Source organism: Burkholderia sp. KL41 (assembly GCF_057005415.2).
Genome location: NZ_CM174447.1, coordinates 2,498,674 through 2,516,237, shown reverse-complemented (window position 1 = coordinate 2,516,237; position 17,564 = coordinate 2,498,674). Strand labels below are relative to the sequence as shown.

At 66.8% G+C, this 17,564-nt stretch carries 12 protein-coding genes and 1 pseudogene; 10 read left to right on the top strand and 3 right to left on the bottom strand.

What is annotated here, in order from left to right:
• The first annotated feature begins 13 nt into the window (after positions 1-13).
• The 7 genes from trpA (at position 14) to PQB87_RS28600 (ending at position 7,566) form a co-directional block, all read left to right on the top strand.
• Positions 14-829: a tryptophan synthase subunit alpha gene (trpA, locus tag PQB87_RS28630; RefSeq protein ID WP_027791147.1), complete on the top strand. Its 816-nt coding sequence runs from the start codon at positions 14-16 to the stop codon at positions 827-829.
• Between the two features lie 64 nt (positions 830-893).
• Positions 894-1,766 carry an acetyl-CoA carboxylase, carboxyltransferase subunit beta gene (gene accD, locus PQB87_RS28625; protein WP_021158729.1) on the top strand — a complete coding sequence of 291 codons (873 nt, stop codon included), beginning with the start codon at positions 894-896 and terminating at the stop codon, positions 1,764-1,766.
• Between the two features lie 100 nt (positions 1,767-1,866).
• A complete protein-coding gene (gene folC, locus PQB87_RS28620; RefSeq protein WP_021158730.1) occupies positions 1,867-3,177 on the top strand; it encodes a bifunctional tetrahydrofolate synthase/dihydrofolate synthase in 1,311 nt (436 codons plus the stop codon).
• Positions 3,178-3,206: 29 nt separating this feature from the next.
• Positions 3,207-4,043 (top strand): SPOR domain-containing protein, encoded by an 837-nt coding sequence (locus tag PQB87_RS28615; protein WP_301860551.1) that lies wholly within the window; start codon positions 3,207-3,209, stop codon positions 4,041-4,043.
• A 6-nt stretch (positions 4,044-4,049) separates the two neighbouring features.
• Positions 4,050-4,544, top strand: a complete 495-nt coding sequence (locus tag PQB87_RS28610) for a CvpA family protein (RefSeq protein WP_006491262.1) — start codon at positions 4,050-4,052, stop codon at positions 4,542-4,544.
• Between the two features lie 51 nt (positions 4,545-4,595).
• Entirely contained in the window at positions 4,596-6,128 is a 1,533-nt protein-coding gene (purF, locus tag PQB87_RS28605) for an amidophosphoribosyltransferase (protein ID WP_021158732.1), read from the top strand.
• A gap of 247 nt (positions 6,129-6,375) precedes the next feature.
• On the top strand, positions 6,376-7,566 hold the full coding sequence (locus PQB87_RS28600; protein ID WP_060065521.1) for an O-succinylhomoserine sulfhydrylase: 1,191 nt from the start codon (positions 6,376-6,378) through the stop codon (positions 7,564-7,566).
• A 129-nt stretch (positions 7,567-7,695) separates the two neighbouring features.
• Here PQB87_RS28600 and PQB87_RS28595 read toward each other — a convergent pair.
• The 3 genes and pseudogenes from PQB87_RS28595 to PQB87_RS28585 all read right to left on the bottom strand — a co-directional run.
• A pseudogene (locus PQB87_RS28595) lies at positions 7,696-8,643 on the bottom strand (NAD-dependent epimerase/dehydratase family protein); the annotation flags it as partial.
• Positions 8,630-9,676, bottom strand: a complete 1,047-nt coding sequence (gene gmd, locus PQB87_RS28590) for a GDP-mannose 4,6-dehydratase (protein WP_489243059.1) — start codon at positions 9,674-9,676, stop codon at positions 8,630-8,632. The gene gmd and the pseudogene PQB87_RS28595, both read right to left, overlap by 14 nt.
• Before the next feature lie 36 nt (positions 9,677-9,712).
• Complete coding sequence (locus PQB87_RS28585) at positions 9,713-10,777, bottom strand: acyltransferase family protein (protein ID WP_059493468.1); 1,065 nt, start codon at positions 10,775-10,777, stop codon at positions 9,713-9,715.
• A 488-nt stretch (positions 10,778-11,265) separates the two neighbouring features.
• Between PQB87_RS28585 and PQB87_RS28580 the strand changes: the two genes are divergently transcribed.
• The 3 genes from PQB87_RS28580 to PQB87_RS28570 are packed head-to-tail and all read left to right on the top strand — an operon-like array spanning position 11,266 to position 17,428.
• Entirely contained in the window at positions 11,266-13,458 is a 2,193-nt protein-coding gene (locus PQB87_RS28580) for an NHL repeat-containing protein (RefSeq protein WP_489244298.1), read from the top strand.
• 26 nt (positions 13,459-13,484) lie between these two features.
• Positions 13,485-14,951, top strand: coding sequence for a flippase (locus PQB87_RS28575; protein ID WP_060065527.1), 1,467 nt, complete (start codon positions 13,485-13,487; stop codon positions 14,949-14,951).
• The gene (locus PQB87_RS28570; RefSeq protein WP_489243058.1) at positions 14,948-17,428 is read left to right on the top strand and encodes a glycosyltransferase family 4 protein; all 2,481 of its coding nucleotides are present in this window, start codon (positions 14,948-14,950) and stop codon (positions 17,426-17,428) included. The genes PQB87_RS28575 and PQB87_RS28570 overlap by 4 nt, the downstream gene beginning before the upstream one ends.
• Positions 17,429-17,564 lie beyond the last annotated feature (136 nt).

Below are 17,564 nucleotides of genomic sequence, written 5' to 3'. Positions count from 1 at the left end.
GAGGAAAATTGCCATGTCCCGTATTCAGCAAACCTTCGCCGCGCTCGCCGAACAAGGCCGTAAGGGCCTGATCCCGTTCATCACGGCCGGCGATCCCGATCCCGCGAAAACCGTCGAATTCATGCACGCGCTCGCCGAAGGCGGCGCGGACGTGATCGAACTCGGCGTGCCGTTCTCGGACCCGATGGCCGACGGCCCCGTGATCCAGCGCTCGTCGGAACGCGCGCTCGCGCGCGGCGTCACGCTGAAAAGCGTGCTCGCCGACGTGAAGCGCTTTCGCGAAACCGACCCCAAAACGCCCGTCGTGCTGATGGGTTATGCGAACCCGATCGAGCGGATGGGCGTCGACGCGTTCGCGGCCGAAGCGCAGGCGGCCGGTGTCGACGGCGTGCTCGTCGTCGACTATCCGCCGGAAGAGGCGGGTGTGTTCGCCGAGAAAATGCGCGCCGCGCAGATCGATCCGATCTTCCTGCTCGCGCCCACGTCGACCGACGAACGTATCGCCGACGTCGGCAAGATCGCGAGCGGCTACGTGTATTACGTGTCGCTCAAGGGCGTGACCGGCGCAGGAAATCTGGATGTTTCGAGCATTGCGGGTAAAATCCCGGCCATCAAGTCGCGCGTGCCGGTTCCGGTCGGCGTCGGCTTCGGTATCCGCGACGCCGAAACGGCGCGCGCGGTGGCCGAGGTGTCGGACGCGGTCGTGATCGGCAGCCGCCTCGTGCAGCTGCTCGAAAGCGCTGCGCCGGAGGGTGCCGCCGCCGCGCTGAAGACTTTCATTGCCGAGCTGCGCGCCGCCCTGGACGGCGCGGGCAAGACGGCGCGATAAATACAACACAGGAAGCGGGAACGGGCCGGTCGGCCCGGCCCGCCACGGAACAGGAAACCATACGATGAGCTGGCTCGACAAACTGTTGCCGCCGAAGATCAAGCAGACCGACCCGAAAAGCCGCAAGGGCATTCCGGAAGGCCTGTGGGTCAAGTGCCCGTCCTGCGAGGCCGTGCTGTACCGCAACGACGTGGACGCGAACCTGCACGTCTGCCCGAAATGCGATCACCACATGCGCATCGGCGCGCGTGAGCGCCTCGACGGGCTGCTCGATCCGGAAGGCCGTTATGAAATCGGTCAGGAAGTCGTGCCGGTCGACACGCTCAAGTTCAAGGACAGCCGCAAGTACCCCGATCGTCTGAAGGAAGCGATGGACGACACGGGCGAGACCGACGCGATGGTCGTGATGGGCGGTGCGATCCACACGCTGCCGGTGGTCGCGGCCTGCTTCGAGTTCTCGTTCATGGGCGGCTCGATGGGCTCGGTGGTCGGCGAGCGCTTCGCACGCGGCGCGCAGAACGCGCTCGAACAGCAGGTGCCGTTCATCTGCTTCACCGCGTCGGGCGGTGCACGGATGCAGGAAAGCCTGCTGTCGCTGATGCAGATGGCGAAAACCACCGCGATGCTGACCAAGCTGGCCGAAGCGAAGCTGCCGTTCATTTCGGTGCTGACCGACCCGACGATGGGCGGCGTGTCGGCGAGCTTTGCATTCCTCGGCGACGTCGTGATCGCCGAACCGAAGGCGCTGATCGGCTTCGCCGGCCCGCGCGTGATCGAGCAGACGGTCCGCGAGAAGCTCCCGGAAGGCTTCCAGCGCGCCGAATTCCTGATCAAGACGGGCGCGATCGACATGATCGTCGACCGTCGCAAGATGCGCGACGAGATCGCGCAACTGCTCGCGCTGCTGCAGCGACAGCCGGCCGACGCGCTGGCTTGACCGGCGCAAGGTTGTGAACTCTGCGCGTCGCCTGGCTTCCGCGTCAGGCGACGCGCTTCGTTTTTTGGCGTAGTGGCGGTACCGATCCAGATTTGAACCGATGAGCACTTTTCCCACTCTCGACGCGTGGCTTTCGCATCTCGAACGCGCGCACCCGGTCGGCATCGACATGGGCCTGACCCGCATCGGGCAGGTCAAGGCGGCGCTGCAGCTCGAATTCGCGTGCCCCGTCATTACCGTCGGCGGCACGAACGGCAAGGGCTCGACCTGCGCGTTCCTCGAGACGATCCTCGTGCGCGCGGGCTACAAGGTCGGCTGCCACACGTCGCCGCACCTGCTCGAATTCAACGAGCGCGCGCGCGTGAACGGGCAGAACGTCACCGATGACGAACTGCTGCCGCACTTCGAGGCCGTCGAAGCCGCGCGCACGTCGTTGCCCGAGCCCGTGTCGCTCACGTACTTCGAATTCACGACGCTCGCGATCCTGCACCTGTTCGCGTCGCGCGGACTGGACGCGGTGATCCTCGAAGTCGGCCTCGGCGGCCGGCTCGACGCGGTCAACATCATCGATACCGATTGCGCGATCGTCACGAGCATCGACATCGACCACACCGAATACCTCGGCGACACGCGCGAGAAGATCGCGTTCGAGAAGGCCGGGATCTTCCGTGCCGGCAAGCCGGCGATCTGCGGCGATCCGGCCGCGCCGCAAACGCTGATCGACCACGCGGAAGCGATCGGCGCCGACCTGTGGCTCGTCGGCCGCGATTTCCGCTACGAGGCGCAGGCGGGCGCGGAGCGCCAGCAGTGGAGCTACCTCGGTCGCGAGAAGCGCTATCCGGCGCTGGCGTATCCGGCGCTGCGCGGCGCGAATCAGCTGATCAATGCATCGGCCGCGCTTGCCGCGCTCGAGGCGCTGCGCCCGGTGCTGCCGGTGTCGGCGCAGGACATCCGGCTCGGCCTCGCGAACGTCGAGCTGCCGGGGCGCTTCCAGGTGCTGCCCGGCAAGCCCGCGATCGTGCTCGACGTCGCGCACAACCCGCATGCATCGGCCGTGCTCGAGCAGAACCTCGGCAACATGGGTTTCTTCCCGTACACGTACGCGGTGTTCGGCGCGATGCACGACAAGGACATCGACGGCGTGCTGCAGCACCTGAAGGGCGAGATCGACCACTGGTGCGTGACCGACCTGCCGCTGCCGCGTGCGGCCACCGCCGAGCAGCTCGAAGCCGCGCTGCGCAAGGCCGGCGTGGAGGAGGGGCCCGATTCGAGCGTCACGCGTTACACGTCGCCCGCCGAAGCGTTTCGCGATGCACTAAAAAGAGCATCCGAGAATGATAGAATCGTGGTTTTCGGCAGTTTCCATACGGTTGCCGGCGTGCTGGCCTACCGTAAATCGCAGCAACACTGACTGACGGGCAGTTTCGGACTCAGCCATTCATGGGAATTTTCTCGTTCGGCAAGAAAGACGACGACGCGCCCCCGCGGCGCGGCGGTCGCACCGGGGCCTCCCGGAACGTGCGCACGGAGCGCACTGAACGCGTCGAGCGACGCTCGCGCCGCACCGAGCGTCCGGAATCGGACGCACTGCTCCTCGATCCGACCCTTCCAGAAAAGCAACGTGCGCGCCGTCGCCTCGTCGGCGCGATCGCGCTCGTCGTCGCCGCGGTGATCGTGCTGCCGATGGTGCTCGATTCGCACCCGAAGCCTGTGACGGACGACATCGCGATCGACATCCCGAACCGGCCCGCGCACCAGGCGGTCGCGCCGCGCGACGACGATGTGTCCGACGTGCAGGCCGGCGTCGCGCATGACGAACCGCCGGCATCCGACACGGCCGTTGCGGCCGCACCGGCGCCCGCGCCGAAGGATGCCGCCAAGCCGGCCGCGAAACCCGATACCACGACCACGGCGAGCGTGACGCCGCCGAAACCGGCTGCGCCCGCGGCGAAGCCGGCTGCGCCGAAGCCCGCACCCGCACCCGCACCCGCGGCCGTCGCGAAGGCCGACGCCGCGAGCCCGGACAGCGGCGACGCGTCGTCGCCGTCGTCGCCGGCCGGTGCGCGCTTCGCGGTGCAGCTCGGGTCGTTCAAGGACGACGCGACGGCCCGTTCGTGGGCCACCAAGTTGAAATCGGCGGGCGTGCCCGCATATGTCGAGCATCGCAAGCAGTCGGATGGCAGCACGGCTACACTGTTGCGTGCAGGCCCGTTCGCGGATCGCGCGGCGGCTTCCGCCGCGATCGCGAAGGTGCGCGAAGCCGGTCTGACGCAGTAACGCACGATGCTGACGGCTTTCGACTACGCTGTATTGGCGGTGATCGTGTTGTCGGCGCTGCGTGGTGCGTGGCGCGGCTTCGTGTCCGAGATTTTCGGGCTGATCGGCTGGATCGCGGCGATCGTGATCGCGGGCCGCTACGTCGGATTGGTCGTACCGTATATTCCGGCGAACTGGCCGGGCGGTGCGCTGACGCAGTGGGTGATCGCCTTCGCGTTGGTCGTGATCGGTGTGGTGCTGGTCGCCGGCGTCGCGAACGCGCTGCTGTCGCGGATCGCGCAGGCCAGTGGCCTGGGCGGCGTCGACCGCTCGCTGGGCATGATGTTCGGGCTCGTCCGCGGCTGTGTGCTGGTGGTGCTGCTGGTCGCGGCGGCCGGGCTGACCGAACTGCCCAAACAGGATTTCTGGCGCAATGCGCTATTGCGTCCTTTCGCCGAACAGGGCGTGCACGAGCTGAAGCAGCTCCTGCCCGACGGCATGGCCCAGTACGTACGCGTGTGACGACGCGGCTGGGCAGGACGGAACCGATTTTGTCATTCTGAAGGACATGCCATGTGCGGCATCGTAGGCGTTATTTCCCAATCCCCGGTCAACCAGCTGATCTATGACAGCCTGCTGCTGCTGCAGCATCGCGGTCAGGACGCGGCGGGCATTGCGACGGCGGACGGCAGCAATTTCCACATGTACAAGGCGAACGGCATGGTGCGCGACGTGTTCCGCACGCGCAACATGCGCAGCCTGCCCGGCACCTACGGCATCGGCCAGGTGCGCTACCCGACGGCCGGTTCGGCGTCGAGCGAAGCCGAGGCGCAGCCGTTCTACGTGAACGCGCCGTTCGGGATCATCCTCGCGCACAACGGCAACCTGACGAACTGGCAGCAACTGAAGGACGAGATGTTCCGGATCGACCGCCGGCACATCAACACCAATTCCGACAGCGAAGTGCTGCTCAACGTGTTCGCGCACGAGCTGCAACTGTCGACCACGGGCCTCGAGCTCGATCCGGCTTCGGTGTTCAAGGCCGTCTCGGGCGTGCATCGCCGCCTGCAGGGTTCGTATGCGATCGTGTCGCTGATCGCCGGCTACGGCCTGCTCGCGTTCCGCGACCCGTTCGGCATCCGCCCGCTCTGCATCGGCAAGCTCGAGACCGAGCACGGCACCGAATGGATGGTCGCGTCGGAGTCGGTCGCGGTCGAAGGCATCGGTTTTGAATTCGTGCGCGACCTGGAGCCGGGCGAAGCGATCTTCATCGACAAGGCCGGCAACTTCCACAGCCAGCAGTGCGCGGAGAACCCGACGCTGAACCCGTGCATGTTCGAATACGTGTACCTCGCGCGTCCGGATTCGTGCCTCGACGGCGTGCCGGTCTACAACGTGCGGCTGCGCATGGGCGACTATCTCGCCGAGAAGATCAAGCGCGAACTGCCGAACGTGCCGATCGACGTCGTGATGCCGATTCCCGATTCGTCGCGCCCGGCCGCGATGCAGGTCGCCGCGAAGCTCGGCGTCGAGTACCGCGAAGGCTTCTTCAAGAACCGCTACGTCGGCCGCACCTTCATCATGCCGGGGCAGGCCGTGCGCAAGAAGTCGGTGCGCCAGAAGCTCAATGCGATGAGCATCGAGTTCAAGGACAAGAACGTGCTGATCGTCGATGATTCGATCGTGCGCGGCACGACCTCGCATGAAATCGTGCAGATGGCGCGCGACGCGGGCGCGAAGTCGGTGATCTTCGCGTCGGCCGCGCCGCCCGTGAAGTTCCCGAACGTGTACGGCATCGACATGCCGACGCGCGGCGAGCTCGTCGCACACGGCCGCACCGACGAAGACGTCGCGAAGATCATCGGCGCCGACCACCTGATCTACCAGGACGTCGACGACCTGCGCCGCGCGGTGCGCGACATCAACCCGAAGCTCGAACGCTTCGAGGCGTCGTGCTTCGACGGCAACTACATCACCGGCGACGTGACGCCCGAGTATCTCGATGCGATCGAGCGCGCGCGCCTCACGCCGGCGTCGCAGGCCGATCGCGATACGGCCGGCGACACCGAGCGTTCGCAGATGAACCTGCAACTGTCGGTCGAGTGACACCGGCGCACGCTTTTATCGAGGCGTGATAGGATGTGGCCTTGCGTCGATTTGATATCAGCTTGCGGACGCGGGGCGACTTCCCAAAACAGCTAAAGCGAAGGCCGGTGGCAACCGGCCCGAGTCGATCGCTGTCGTACCGCACCGAAGCCCGCTGATGCCGACGCATAGCGGGCTTTTTGTTTTTTGGCCTGGTTTTGATCTGGCCTGCGCGACGCGCGTGGCCATCGGATACGGAAAACGGAACATGGACGACTCCCTCAACTTCGACACGCTTGCCGTGCGCGCGGGCACGCTGCGCAGCGACTTCAACGAGCACTCGGAAGCGCTGTTCCTCACGTCGAGCTTCTGCTTCCAGAGCGCGGCCGACGCGGCCGAGCGCTTCGCGAATTCGGAAGACTACTTCACCTATTCGCGCTTCACGAACCCGACCGTCACGATGTTCCAGGATCGTCTCGCGGCGCTCGAAGGCGGCGAGGCGTGCATCGCGACGGCCTCCGGGATGGCCGCGATCATGTCGGTCGTGATGGCCGCGCTGCAGGCCGGCGACCACCTCGTCAGCTCGCGCAGCCTGTTCGGCTCGACGCTCGGAATGTTCTCGCAGATCTTCAACAAGTTCGGGATCACGACGACCTTCGTCGACCCGACCGACCTGAACGCGTGGAAGGACGCCGTGCGTCCGGAAACGAAGATGTTCTTCCTCGAGACGCCGTCGAACCCGCTGACCGAACTCGCCGACATCGAGGCGATCGGCAAGATCGCGAAGGCATCGAATGCGTTGTTCGTCGTCGACAACTGTTTCTGCAGCCCGGTGCTGCAGCAGCCGCTGAAGCTCGGCGCGGATGTCGTGATGCACTCGGCGACGAAATTCCTCGACGGCCAGGGCCGCGTGCTCGGCGGCGCGCTGGTCGGCTCGAAGGAATTCATCATGGGCAAGGTGTTCCCGTTCGTGCGCAGCGCGGGCCCGACGCTGTCGGCGTTCAACGCGTGGGTGCTGCTGAAGGGGATGGAGACGCTGTCGCTGCGCGTCGAGAAGCAATCGGCGAACGCGCTGGAGATCGCGCGCTGGCTCGATTCGCATCCGGCCGTCGCGCGCGTGTTTCATCCGGGCCTCGAATCGCACCCGCAGCACGAGCTCGCGAAGCGTCAGCAGAAGGCGGGCGGGGCGATCCTGTCGTTCGAGCTGAAGGGCGACACGCCCGAACAGCAGCGTGCGAATGCCTGGCGCGTGATCGACAACACGAAGCTGATCTCGATCACCGGCAACCTCGGCGACACGCGTACGACCATTACACATCCGGCGACCACCACGCATGGCCGCATCACGCCGGAGGCGCGCGCGGCAGCGGGGATCAGCGAAGGGCTGATCCGCCTGTCGGTGGGCCTCGAGGATGCGGGCGACCTGCGCAAGGATCTCGCGCGCGGGCTGGAAGGCTGAGCGGGGCGCCAGGCGCCCTCATAGCGATGCGACCGGGCGCGCCGGCGACGATGAACTGTCGCCTTCAGCGGCGTAGTCCCGGCGCACACCGTCGCGCGTGCGCGACCCGTTCAGCGGGCGGGCGGGCGGCGGTGTGTCGTCCCGCATCGCACTCACCATCCATCGCAGCGTTTCGTCGAGCGGCGTGACCGGTAGCTCACCTACTGCGCGCCGCAGCTTGTCGCGTGATCCGCTCAGGCTCTTCACCTCGTTGGGCCGCACGAAGCGCGGATCGATCGTTACGTCGATCACGTATCCGGCGATGCGCGACAGCATCGCCAGCACTTCCTTCAGCGAATACGCGCGCTCCGAACAGACATTGAGTATCTCGCCGGCAGGCGCGGTTTCGATCAGCCGTACGTAAGCGGCCGTCACATCGCGCACATCGGAGAAATCGCGGCGTACGTCCAGATTGCCGAGCGAGATGCGCGGTTCGTTGCGTGCGTAGTGCGCGACGAGCTTCGGAAGCAGATACGAGTCGCTCTGACCGACGCCCGTGTAGTTGAACGGCCGTGCGATCACGATCGGCAGCCGGTCGGCCCACAGCTTTGCAGCATATTCCATCGCGAGCTTGCTGATCGCGTAGTCGTTCGCGGGGTCGGGCGGGACGCTTTCGTCGAGCACGCCCGCTGTCGAGTTGCCGTAGATATTCGCGCTGCTGGCGAGCAGCACGGCCGACGGGCGGCGGTCGAGTCCCGCGAGCGCGGCCAGCAGGTTGCGCGTGCCGACAACGTTGACCGCGTAGGTTTGCGCCGGATCGTCCTGGGTGACATGCGCGCGCGCGGCGAGATGCACGACTGCATCGGGGCGCGCGTCGGCCGCGGCCGCGCGTACCGCATCCGCGTCGAGCAGGTCGACGGGCAACAGCGTGCAGTTCACGAACATCGGATCGTCCGACGGTGGCGAGCCCGGTGCGACCGTGCCCCAGATGTCGTAGCCGGCCGCCTCGAGGTGTTGCACCATATAGCGGCCGGTGAAGCCCGTCAGGCCCGTGACGAATGCACGGCGCCGGGTGTGCTCGGTATCAGAACGTGTCATGGTGTTGATTCCGCGTCAGATCTGCCTCGACCATCATCTGGCAAAGCTGTTCGAGCGTCGTCTTCGGCGCCCAGCCGAGCTTGCTTTTGGCCTTGTCCGCGCAGCCGATCAGCAGGTCGACTTCAGCGGGACGATAGAACTTCGGATTCACTTCGACGAGCACGTTGCCCGTCGCCACATCGAGGCCGCGCTCCTGTTCGCCCTTGCCGGTCCATTCGATCTGGTAGCCGGCCGCCGCGAACGCCATCCGTACGAAATCGCGCACGGTCTCGGTGCGGTTGGTCGCGAGCACGTAGGTGTCGGGTTCGTCGGCCTGCAGCATGCGCCACATGCCTTCGACATATTCAAGTGCAAAACCCCAGTCGCGCTTCGCGTCGAGGTTGCCGAGCTCGAGGCGGGTCGCCTTGCCGAGCTTGATCTTCGCGATCGTGTCAGTGATCTTGCGCGTGACGAACTCGCGGCCGCGCAGCGGCGATTCGTGATTGAACAGGATGCCGCTGCTGCCGAACAGGCCGTACGACTCGCGGTAGTTCACCGTCATCCAGTGCGCGAACAACTTCGCGACACCGTACGGGCTGCGCGGATAGAACGAGGTCGCTTCCGTCTGCGGAATCGACTGTACCTTGCCAAACATCTCGGACGTCGATGCCTGGTAGAAGCGGGTCTTCGGGCTCACGAGACGAATCGCCTCGAGCAGGTGCAGTGGGCCGATGCCAGTGACGTCGGCGGTCGTGGACGGCTGCTCGAACGAAACCCCGACGAAGCTTTGGGCGGCCAAATTGTACAGTTCGTCGGCCTGAGTGCGTTCCACCAGGCGCATGCTCGAGCCGGCGTCCGTCAGGTCGTGCTCGACGAGCGTAAGGTTCGGGTGCGCGTTGACACCGAGCTCGGCGATGCGCCACAGGTTGACCGAGCTGGTGCGGCGGTAGGTCCCCGTCACCTCGTAGCCCTTGTCGAGCAGTAGCTTGGTCAGGTAGGCGCCGTCCTGTCCCGTAATTCCCGTGATGATGGCTTTTCTGCGAGTTTGGGTCATGGCGTTGTCCTTGTCGAAATCGTTGAACGGAGAGAATCAGGCGGTCGTGCCGGCGGCGGCCGGCAGCGCGCGGCGTGCCGGGCCGCGCGTCAGGCGCCGTTCGAAGCCGTACCAGCTCAGGGTCGCGTACGCGAGCGTGATCGCGAGCGCCAGCGCGGCCGTGACGAAGCGGTTCAGGTGCAGCGGCCACAGCGCGTACAGCACGCTGAGGTGGATCAGGTACACGGTGTAGCTGACGGTGCCCACGTAGACGAGCATCGGGTTCGTCAGCACGCGCTGCACGAGGCCGCGGCCGCGCAGCGCGATCACGACGATCGACGTGCACAGCAGCAGCGAGATGCTGTAGAGCGCGGCGTTCGACAGCGGCGTGTTCGCGGCGCGGAAACGCGGGAACGACAGGTGCAGCCAGCCGAGGATCGCGAGCGACACGAGCGCGCCGACGATCGCGAGCGGATAGAACGGTTCGAGCGCGCGCCGGTCGCGGCGCAGCACGATCGCGAGCAGCGCGCCGGCGGCGAGCAGGTCCATCCGGAACGGCGTCAGGTAGTAGATCGGCCAGAACGAGTCGAACCACGGCGTCGCGATCGCGCGCAGCACGGGGGCCGCGACGATCAGCGCGGCGGCGACCCACAGCAGCGCGCGCTCCGAGCACCACAGCACGACGAACGGCCAGAAGATGTAGAACTGCTCCTCGACCGCGAGCGACCACAGTACGTTCAGGCTGTCGTGGCCGATGCTGCCGAGCGACAGCCCGATGTTGGTCGAGAAGAACGCGAACCACGGCCAGTGCGGCAGCCAGCCCGCACCGAACAGGATCGTCGACACCACCAGCAGCAACACGTACGGCGGCAGGATGCGGCGCACGCGGCGTGCGTAGAAGTGGCTGAAGTACGACTGCCCGCGCGCCTTGCGATCGAGCAGGATGCCGGTGATCAGCAGGCCGCTCAGCACGAAAAACAGGTCGACACCCATCCACAGCGGCGCCTTCAGCGCGTGCTGCAGGAACACGGCGCCCACCGCGATCGCGCGCAGCCCGTCGAGCTGCACGATGCGGCCGTGTTGCGGCGGCGTGGGGGCCGCGGGTCGCGAGAGGCCCGTCATCGCGCCGCTCCTTCGAGACGCGCGGCCTGAGCCGGGGCGGGTCGCACATCCGATGCGTAAACGTGAACGTAATGCATGCCATTAAATGAAATATCGAATCGAAATCGATTCTAGGGAAAAGAAATCGGCAAAAAAACGCGCGTCATTTATCCGACGACAAACATTCAAATGCCGGTTATTTCGGTCGAGGGATGAACGGTCGCCGCCCGGGAGGCCCCGCCAGGCGGTGAAAAGCGGCATTTTCTACAGACCGGAAAGCGAAACACGGTCGTAATTGCCGTTTTCGGGTGTCTTTGCGCGTCTGTTCCGGTTCGATATTTCAGGCGGAAACATCCCCAAATATTTCCAAATTTCTTGTGATTATTTTTACTTGTAACCTGCATCGCGACGTTTGAAACCCATTTAGCGACAGGGTGCGCCGGCAGCGGTGCCGGTCGCTCTTGCATCAAGTCTGGAGAAGCGCATTGCGACGTCTGATTCTGGTAGGCATGACGGTATGCGCGACGCTGCTGACGAGCGCCGTACCGGCCGAAACGGTGTTGCCCGCGACGACGTCGTGGATCGGCAATACGTTCGGCTATGGCGACGGCAGCTGGACGCAGATCGACATCCGCGCGATCGCGGTGACGCCTGAAGGCAAGGTGTATACGAATGCGCCATGGGACGAGAGCGGCGCCGAAGCGAGCGTCTACCAGGACGGGAAGATGCTCGGCTTCGCCGGCGGCACGCACGGCTGGGGCAACCTCGGCGGCAGCGCGATCGCCGTGAACAGCAAATATGCGTACGTCGCGATCGGTGTCGGCAACGAGCGCGGCCACCTGCAGTCGCCCGGCATCTGGCCGGACAAGGGCAAGCAGTGGTTCGGCATCTCGCGCCGCACGATCGGCGACATGAAGCAGCCGGCGCCGTTCCGCGCGGCGCCGCAGGTGGCTCCTGGCGGGCGTGCCGATGCCGGCCGCGCGCGGATGGCCGCGAGCTTCATGATGATGAACGAGGTGGCGGCGCCCGCGCGCTCGGAAACGGGCGAGCAGAAGGCGGAAGTCGGCGGCCTCGCGGCCGACGACAAGACGCTGTTCGCGACGAATCCGACGCGCGACGCGGTGGACGTGTACGACGCGGAGACGATGCAGCAGAAGGGCACGTGGAACGCGCACGAGCCGGGCCGCATCGCGCTCGCGGGCGACGGCACGTTGTGGCTGCTCACGGACACGATCAAGGGGCCCGCGCACCTCGCGCACGTGCGCGCCGACGGCCGCAAGCTCGACGACGCCCCCGCGCTGCCGGAAGGCACCGACGCGGTGGACGTGGCAGTCGACGCGAAAGGGCGCGTGCTCGTCGCGGACAACGGGCCGCGCCAGCAGATCCTGATCTTCTCGAAAGGCGGCAAGGGTTATGCGCAGTCGGGCACGCTCGGCGAGCGCGGCGGCATCTTCGCGGGCCCGGTGCCGGGCCGGCCCGGGCCGCAGCGTTTCAACGGGCTGACGGGGGTCGGTGTCGACCGGACGGGCAACATCTACGTGTCGATGAACGGCATCGGGCCGCGTCACGACACGATCGGTGCGGGGCTCGGCGCCGTGCTCGAAAGCTACTCGCCGGACGGCAAGCTGCGCTGGCAGGTGCAGGGGCTGCTGTTCGTCGACGGCGCATGGCTCGACCCGGCGCGGCCGAACAGCGTGTACACGGGCAACAAGCGCTTCGAGCTCGACCTGTCGAAGCCGCCGGGCCAGGACTGGAAATACGTCGGCTTCCTGTCGAACCGCTTCAAGTATCCCGACGACCCCGTGTTCCATACGGACCAGTGGCCCGGCATGCCGATCGCGCGGCGCCTTGACGGCCGCACGTTCCTGTACCTGACGGACATGTACGCCGATCACCTGAAGATCTACCGCTTCGACGCGAAGCGCGACGGCGAAGTCGCGATTCCGTCCGGTTTGATCGCGGGCCGCGCGCGGCCGGTCGACAACGTGCCGAACAAGCCGCCGGGCGGCGACTGGCTGTGGCGCGACGCGAACGGCAACGGCCGGCTCGATGCCGACGAGTTCGAGATCAATACCACCGGCAAGGCGAAGGCGGGCGGCTGGGGCTGGTGGGTCGACACGAAGGGCGACATCTGGCGCACGAGCGACGTGCGCGGCATCCACCGCTTCCAGTACGGCGGCGTCGACAAGGCCGGCAACCCGATCTACTCGTACGACAAGGTCACGACCTATCCGATGCCGCAGCCGTTCACGCAGCTGCGCCGCTCGATCTACGACGCGCAGACGGACACGCTGTACGTGACCGGTTACACGGCCGACGCGCCGCCGCAGCCGGGCATCAACAAGGAAGTGGGCCGTGTGCTGGTCCGCTTCGACAAGTGGTCGACGGGCTCGCCGGTCGTGCGCTACCAGGTCGCGCTGCCGTGGCAGCTCGACGCGAAGCCGATCTTCGACCTGATCGGGATCACGGCCGAGGGCCGCTACCTGTTCGGGGTGGAGCCGGTCGGCAAGATCCACGTGTACGACAAGGAAACCGGCAAGGAAGTGGGCGTGATGAGCCCGGGCGCCGAAGTCGGCAAGGCATCCGGCTGGGTCGACGTGCCGTTCGGCATCAGTGCGTTCCGGCGCGAGAACGGCGAGTACCTCGTGTTCGTCGAGGAAGACGCGCGCGGCAAGGTGCTGATGTATCGCTGGAAACCGTGACGGACGACGTCACACAAGGCAGAAGCATGGACAAAGGCATACTCAAGAACGTTTCGATCAACTTCATCGGGCTGATCCTGCCGACCTTCGTGTCGCTGGTGACGGTGCCCGCGTATATCCACGCGCTCGGCGTCGAACGTTATGGCGTCGTCAGCCTCGTGTGGACGCTGATCGGCTATTTCGGGATCCTCGATCTCGGGATGAGCATGGCCGCGCAGAACCACATCTCGAAGGCGCTCGCGAGCGGCAACGACGACGAAAGCGCGCGCGTGTTCTGGAGCGCGTTCTGGCTGAACCTCGGCACCGGCATCGTGGGCGGGCTGCTGATCTATTTCGGCGCGTTCGTCTACACCGCTTACTTCACGAAGGTGTCGGCGGCGATGCAGCACGAGGTGTATCTCGCGCTGCCGTGGCTCGCGCTCGCGATTCCGCTGGCGAACGTGTCGTGGGTGTTCGCCGGCGCGATCAACGGCGCCGAACGTTTCGGCGTGTTCAACACGAACCAGACGATCGGCACGTTCCTGTTCCAGCTGCTGCCGCTCGGCGCCGCGTGGTGGATCGCGCCGAACCTGCAGACGGTGCTCGCCGCGGCGGTCGTCGCGCGCCTGATCGCGGCGGTGATGCTCGGCCATGCCAGCATCAAGGTGCTCGGGATCCGGCGCATCGATCCGCCGCAATGGGGCACCGCGAAAGGGCTGTTCAATTTCGGCGGCTGGATGCTGATCGCGAGCACGACGAGCATGATCGCCGACACGCTCGACCGCGTGATGCTCGGCGCCGGCATGGGCGCGAAGTTCGTCACTTACTACACGGTGCCGCAGAACCTCGTCACGCGCCTGAACATGCTGCCGAACGCGCTCGTGCGCACGCTGTTCCCGCGCCTGTCGGCGGTCGGCCGCGATCACGCGGACACGCTCGCGCGCCAGTCGCTCGAATTCCTCAACGGCGTGTTCACGCCGGTCGGCATCGTCGCGATCTTCGCGCTCGCGCCGTTCCTCACGCTGTGGGTCGGCGCGGATCTCGCCGCGCATTCGGCGCCGGTCGGCCGCGTGCTGGTGATCAGCGTGTGGCTCGTCGGCCAGGCGAGCGTCACGCGCATCCTGATCCAGTCGCAGGTCAATCCGTCCCGCGCGGCCTTTGCCGGGCTCGTCCAGATGCCGTTCTTCGTCGGCGGCCTGTGGTTCGGTATCCATCACTTCGGGCTGATCGGCGCGGCGGTGGTCGTCGCGGCGCGCGCGTTCGTCGACTACGGCGTGCTGCTGTACCTGTCGGCGATCCGGATGCGCGCGATCGTGCTCGACATGCTCGCGCACCTCGCGTTCCTGCTGGCGAGCCTGTTTCTGGCGCAGGCATGGCCGGGGCTCGTCGAGTCGATCGGCATGTGCGCGGTCGTGCTGCTGCTGAACGTCGCGTGGTCGCTCACGATGACGCCGGGGCTGCGCGCGCTCGTGCGTGACCTGTTTGTCCGTCTCAATGCGAGGAGAACAGCATGAATCGCGATCTGGCGGAACACGCCTTGTTGAATCTCGCCACGGCCGATGCCGCCGCGGCCGATGCCGCCGCGGCCGAAGCCGGCGATGTCGCCGCACTGCGCCGGCCCGTGCCGGCCGAGCGCGCCAGCGCGCGGCAACCGTCGCGCGCACTGCGCGTGGCAATCGTCCACGACTGGCTCGTGACCTACGCGGGCGCCGAGCGCGTGCTCGAACAGATCGTTGCGTGTTTTCCCGACGCCGACCTGTTCAGCCTCGTCGACTTCCTCGACGACCGAGCGTTCGTGCGCGGCAAGCCGGTGACGACGTCGTTCATCCAGAAGCTGCCGTTCGCGCGCACCAAGTACCGCAGCTACCTGCCGCTGATGCCGCTCGCGATCGAGCAGCTCGACGTGTCGGAGTACGACCTGGTGATATCGAGCAGCCACGCGGTCGCGAAGGGCGTGCTGACGGGGCCGGACCAGATGCACATCAGCTACGTGCATTCGCCGATCCGCTATGCGTGGGACCTGCAGCACCAGTACCTGGAACAGTCGAACCTCACGCGCGGGCCGAAATCGCTGCTCGCGCGGATGATCCTGCACTACATCCGCAACTGGGATACGCGCACCGCGAACGCGGTGGACGGTTTCGTCGCGAACTCCGCGTTCATCGCGCGGCGCATCAGGAAGGTCTACCACCGCGACGCGGCGGTGATCTTCCCGCCGGTCGACGTCGACGCGTTTTCGCTGAACGCGGAGAAGGACGATTTCTACCTGACCGCGTCGCGAATGGTGCCTTACAAGAAGATCGACCTGATCGTCGAGGCATTCTCGAAGACGCCCGAGCGCAAGCTCGTCGTGATCGGCGACGGCCCCGAGATGCAGAAGATCCGCGCGAAAGCCGGCCCGAACGTCGAGATCATGGGCTACCAGCCGTTCGCGGTACTGCACGACCGGATGCGGCGCGCGAAGGCGTTCGTGTTCGCGGCCGAGGAGGATTTCGGGATCTCGGTCGTCGAGGCGCAGGCGTGCGGCACGCCCGTGATCGCCTACGGCAAGGGCGGCGCGCTCGAAACCGTGCTCGACCCGCAGTCGAACCGGAATCCGACCGGGCTCTTCTTCGACGAACAGACGCCGCACGCGATCGTCGCGGCCGTCGACGATTTCGAGCGCGCGCCGCAGCGCTTCACGCCGGACGCATGCCGTGCGAACGCGGAGCGTTTTTCCGCCGATACGTTCCGGCGGCGCTTTCTCGACTACGTGGAAGCCGCGCTGCCCGGCTCGACCGCGCAGCGCGGTACGGCCGTCGCGCCGCTGCCGGCCGCGCGCGGCCCGGCGACACTCGTGCTCGACCAGAGCGGCGTGCTTGGCGGCGCCGAGCTGTCGCTGCTCGAGATCATGAAGCACATGCGCGCGAACGCCGACGTGCTGCTGTTCGACGACGGCCCGTTCCGTGCGGCGCTCGACGAGATCGGCGCGCGCGTCGACGTGGTCGACCAGGGCGCGCTCGCGGGCGTGCGCAAGCAGGGCGGCGTGTCGGTCGGCGCGGTGAAGCAGCTCGTGCGGCTCGTGCGCGATGTGGCGCGGCGGGCGCGCCGCGCCGAGGTGATCTACGCGAACACGCAGCGCGCGATGGTGGTCGCCGCGCTGGCCGGGCGGCTCGCGCGCAAGCCGGTGGTGTGGCACCTGCGCGACATCGTCAGCACCGACCATTTCGGCAGCAAGCAGTTGCTGGCGATCAAGTACTGCGCGCGGCTCGGCGTCACGCGCGTGATCGCGAACTCCGACGCGTCCGCGCAGGCGTTCCGCGCGCTGACGGGCTTCACGCCGCAGCACGTCGACGTCGTGTTCAACGGCATTTCGGCCGAGCCGTTCGATGCGCTGGAAGGTGTCAGCCAGGCCGCGCTGCGCGCGCGGCTGGGGTTGCCCGAGCACGCATGGCTCGTCGGCTCGTTCAGCCGCCTCGCGCACTGGAAGGGGCAGCACGTGCTGCTGGAGGCCGCCGCACGGCATCCCGACATGCACGTGGTGCTGGTTGGCGCACCGCTGTTCGGCGAGGACGAATACGCGGCGCAACTGCACGAATTCGTCGCCCGGCACGGGATGGGCGAGCGCGTGCATTTCCTCGGGTTCCAGCGCGACGTGGCCGCGTGCATGACGGCGGTCGACGTCGTCGCGCATACGTCGATCACGCCCGAGCCGTTCGGGCGCGTGATCGTCGAGGGGATGCTCGCGCGCCGGCCGGTTGTCGCGGCCCGCGCGGGCGGCGTCGTCGAGATCATCGAGGACGGCGACAACGGGCTGCTCTGCACGCCGGGCGATGCGGCCGCGCTGGCCGGGGCGCTGGATACGCTGAAGCGCGACGGGGCGCTGCGCGAGCGGCTCGTCGCGAGCGGGCGGGCGACGGCGGTGCGCCGGTTCGGCACCGAAACCTACGTGGAGCGGGTCGAGAAGATTCTCGCGGACACGGCGAAGGCCGCGAACGCGAAAAAACAGTAGCCGGCGCGAGTCGCCCCGGGAACCAGCCCTCATGCGGCAATGCGCTGCGTGGGGGCTTTGCTTTTCCGCGCGGGAGCCTGGTCGGGCGAGTGGCGGGCAGGGCGATGTGTAGCGTGGCGGGCGCGTGCTTGCACGA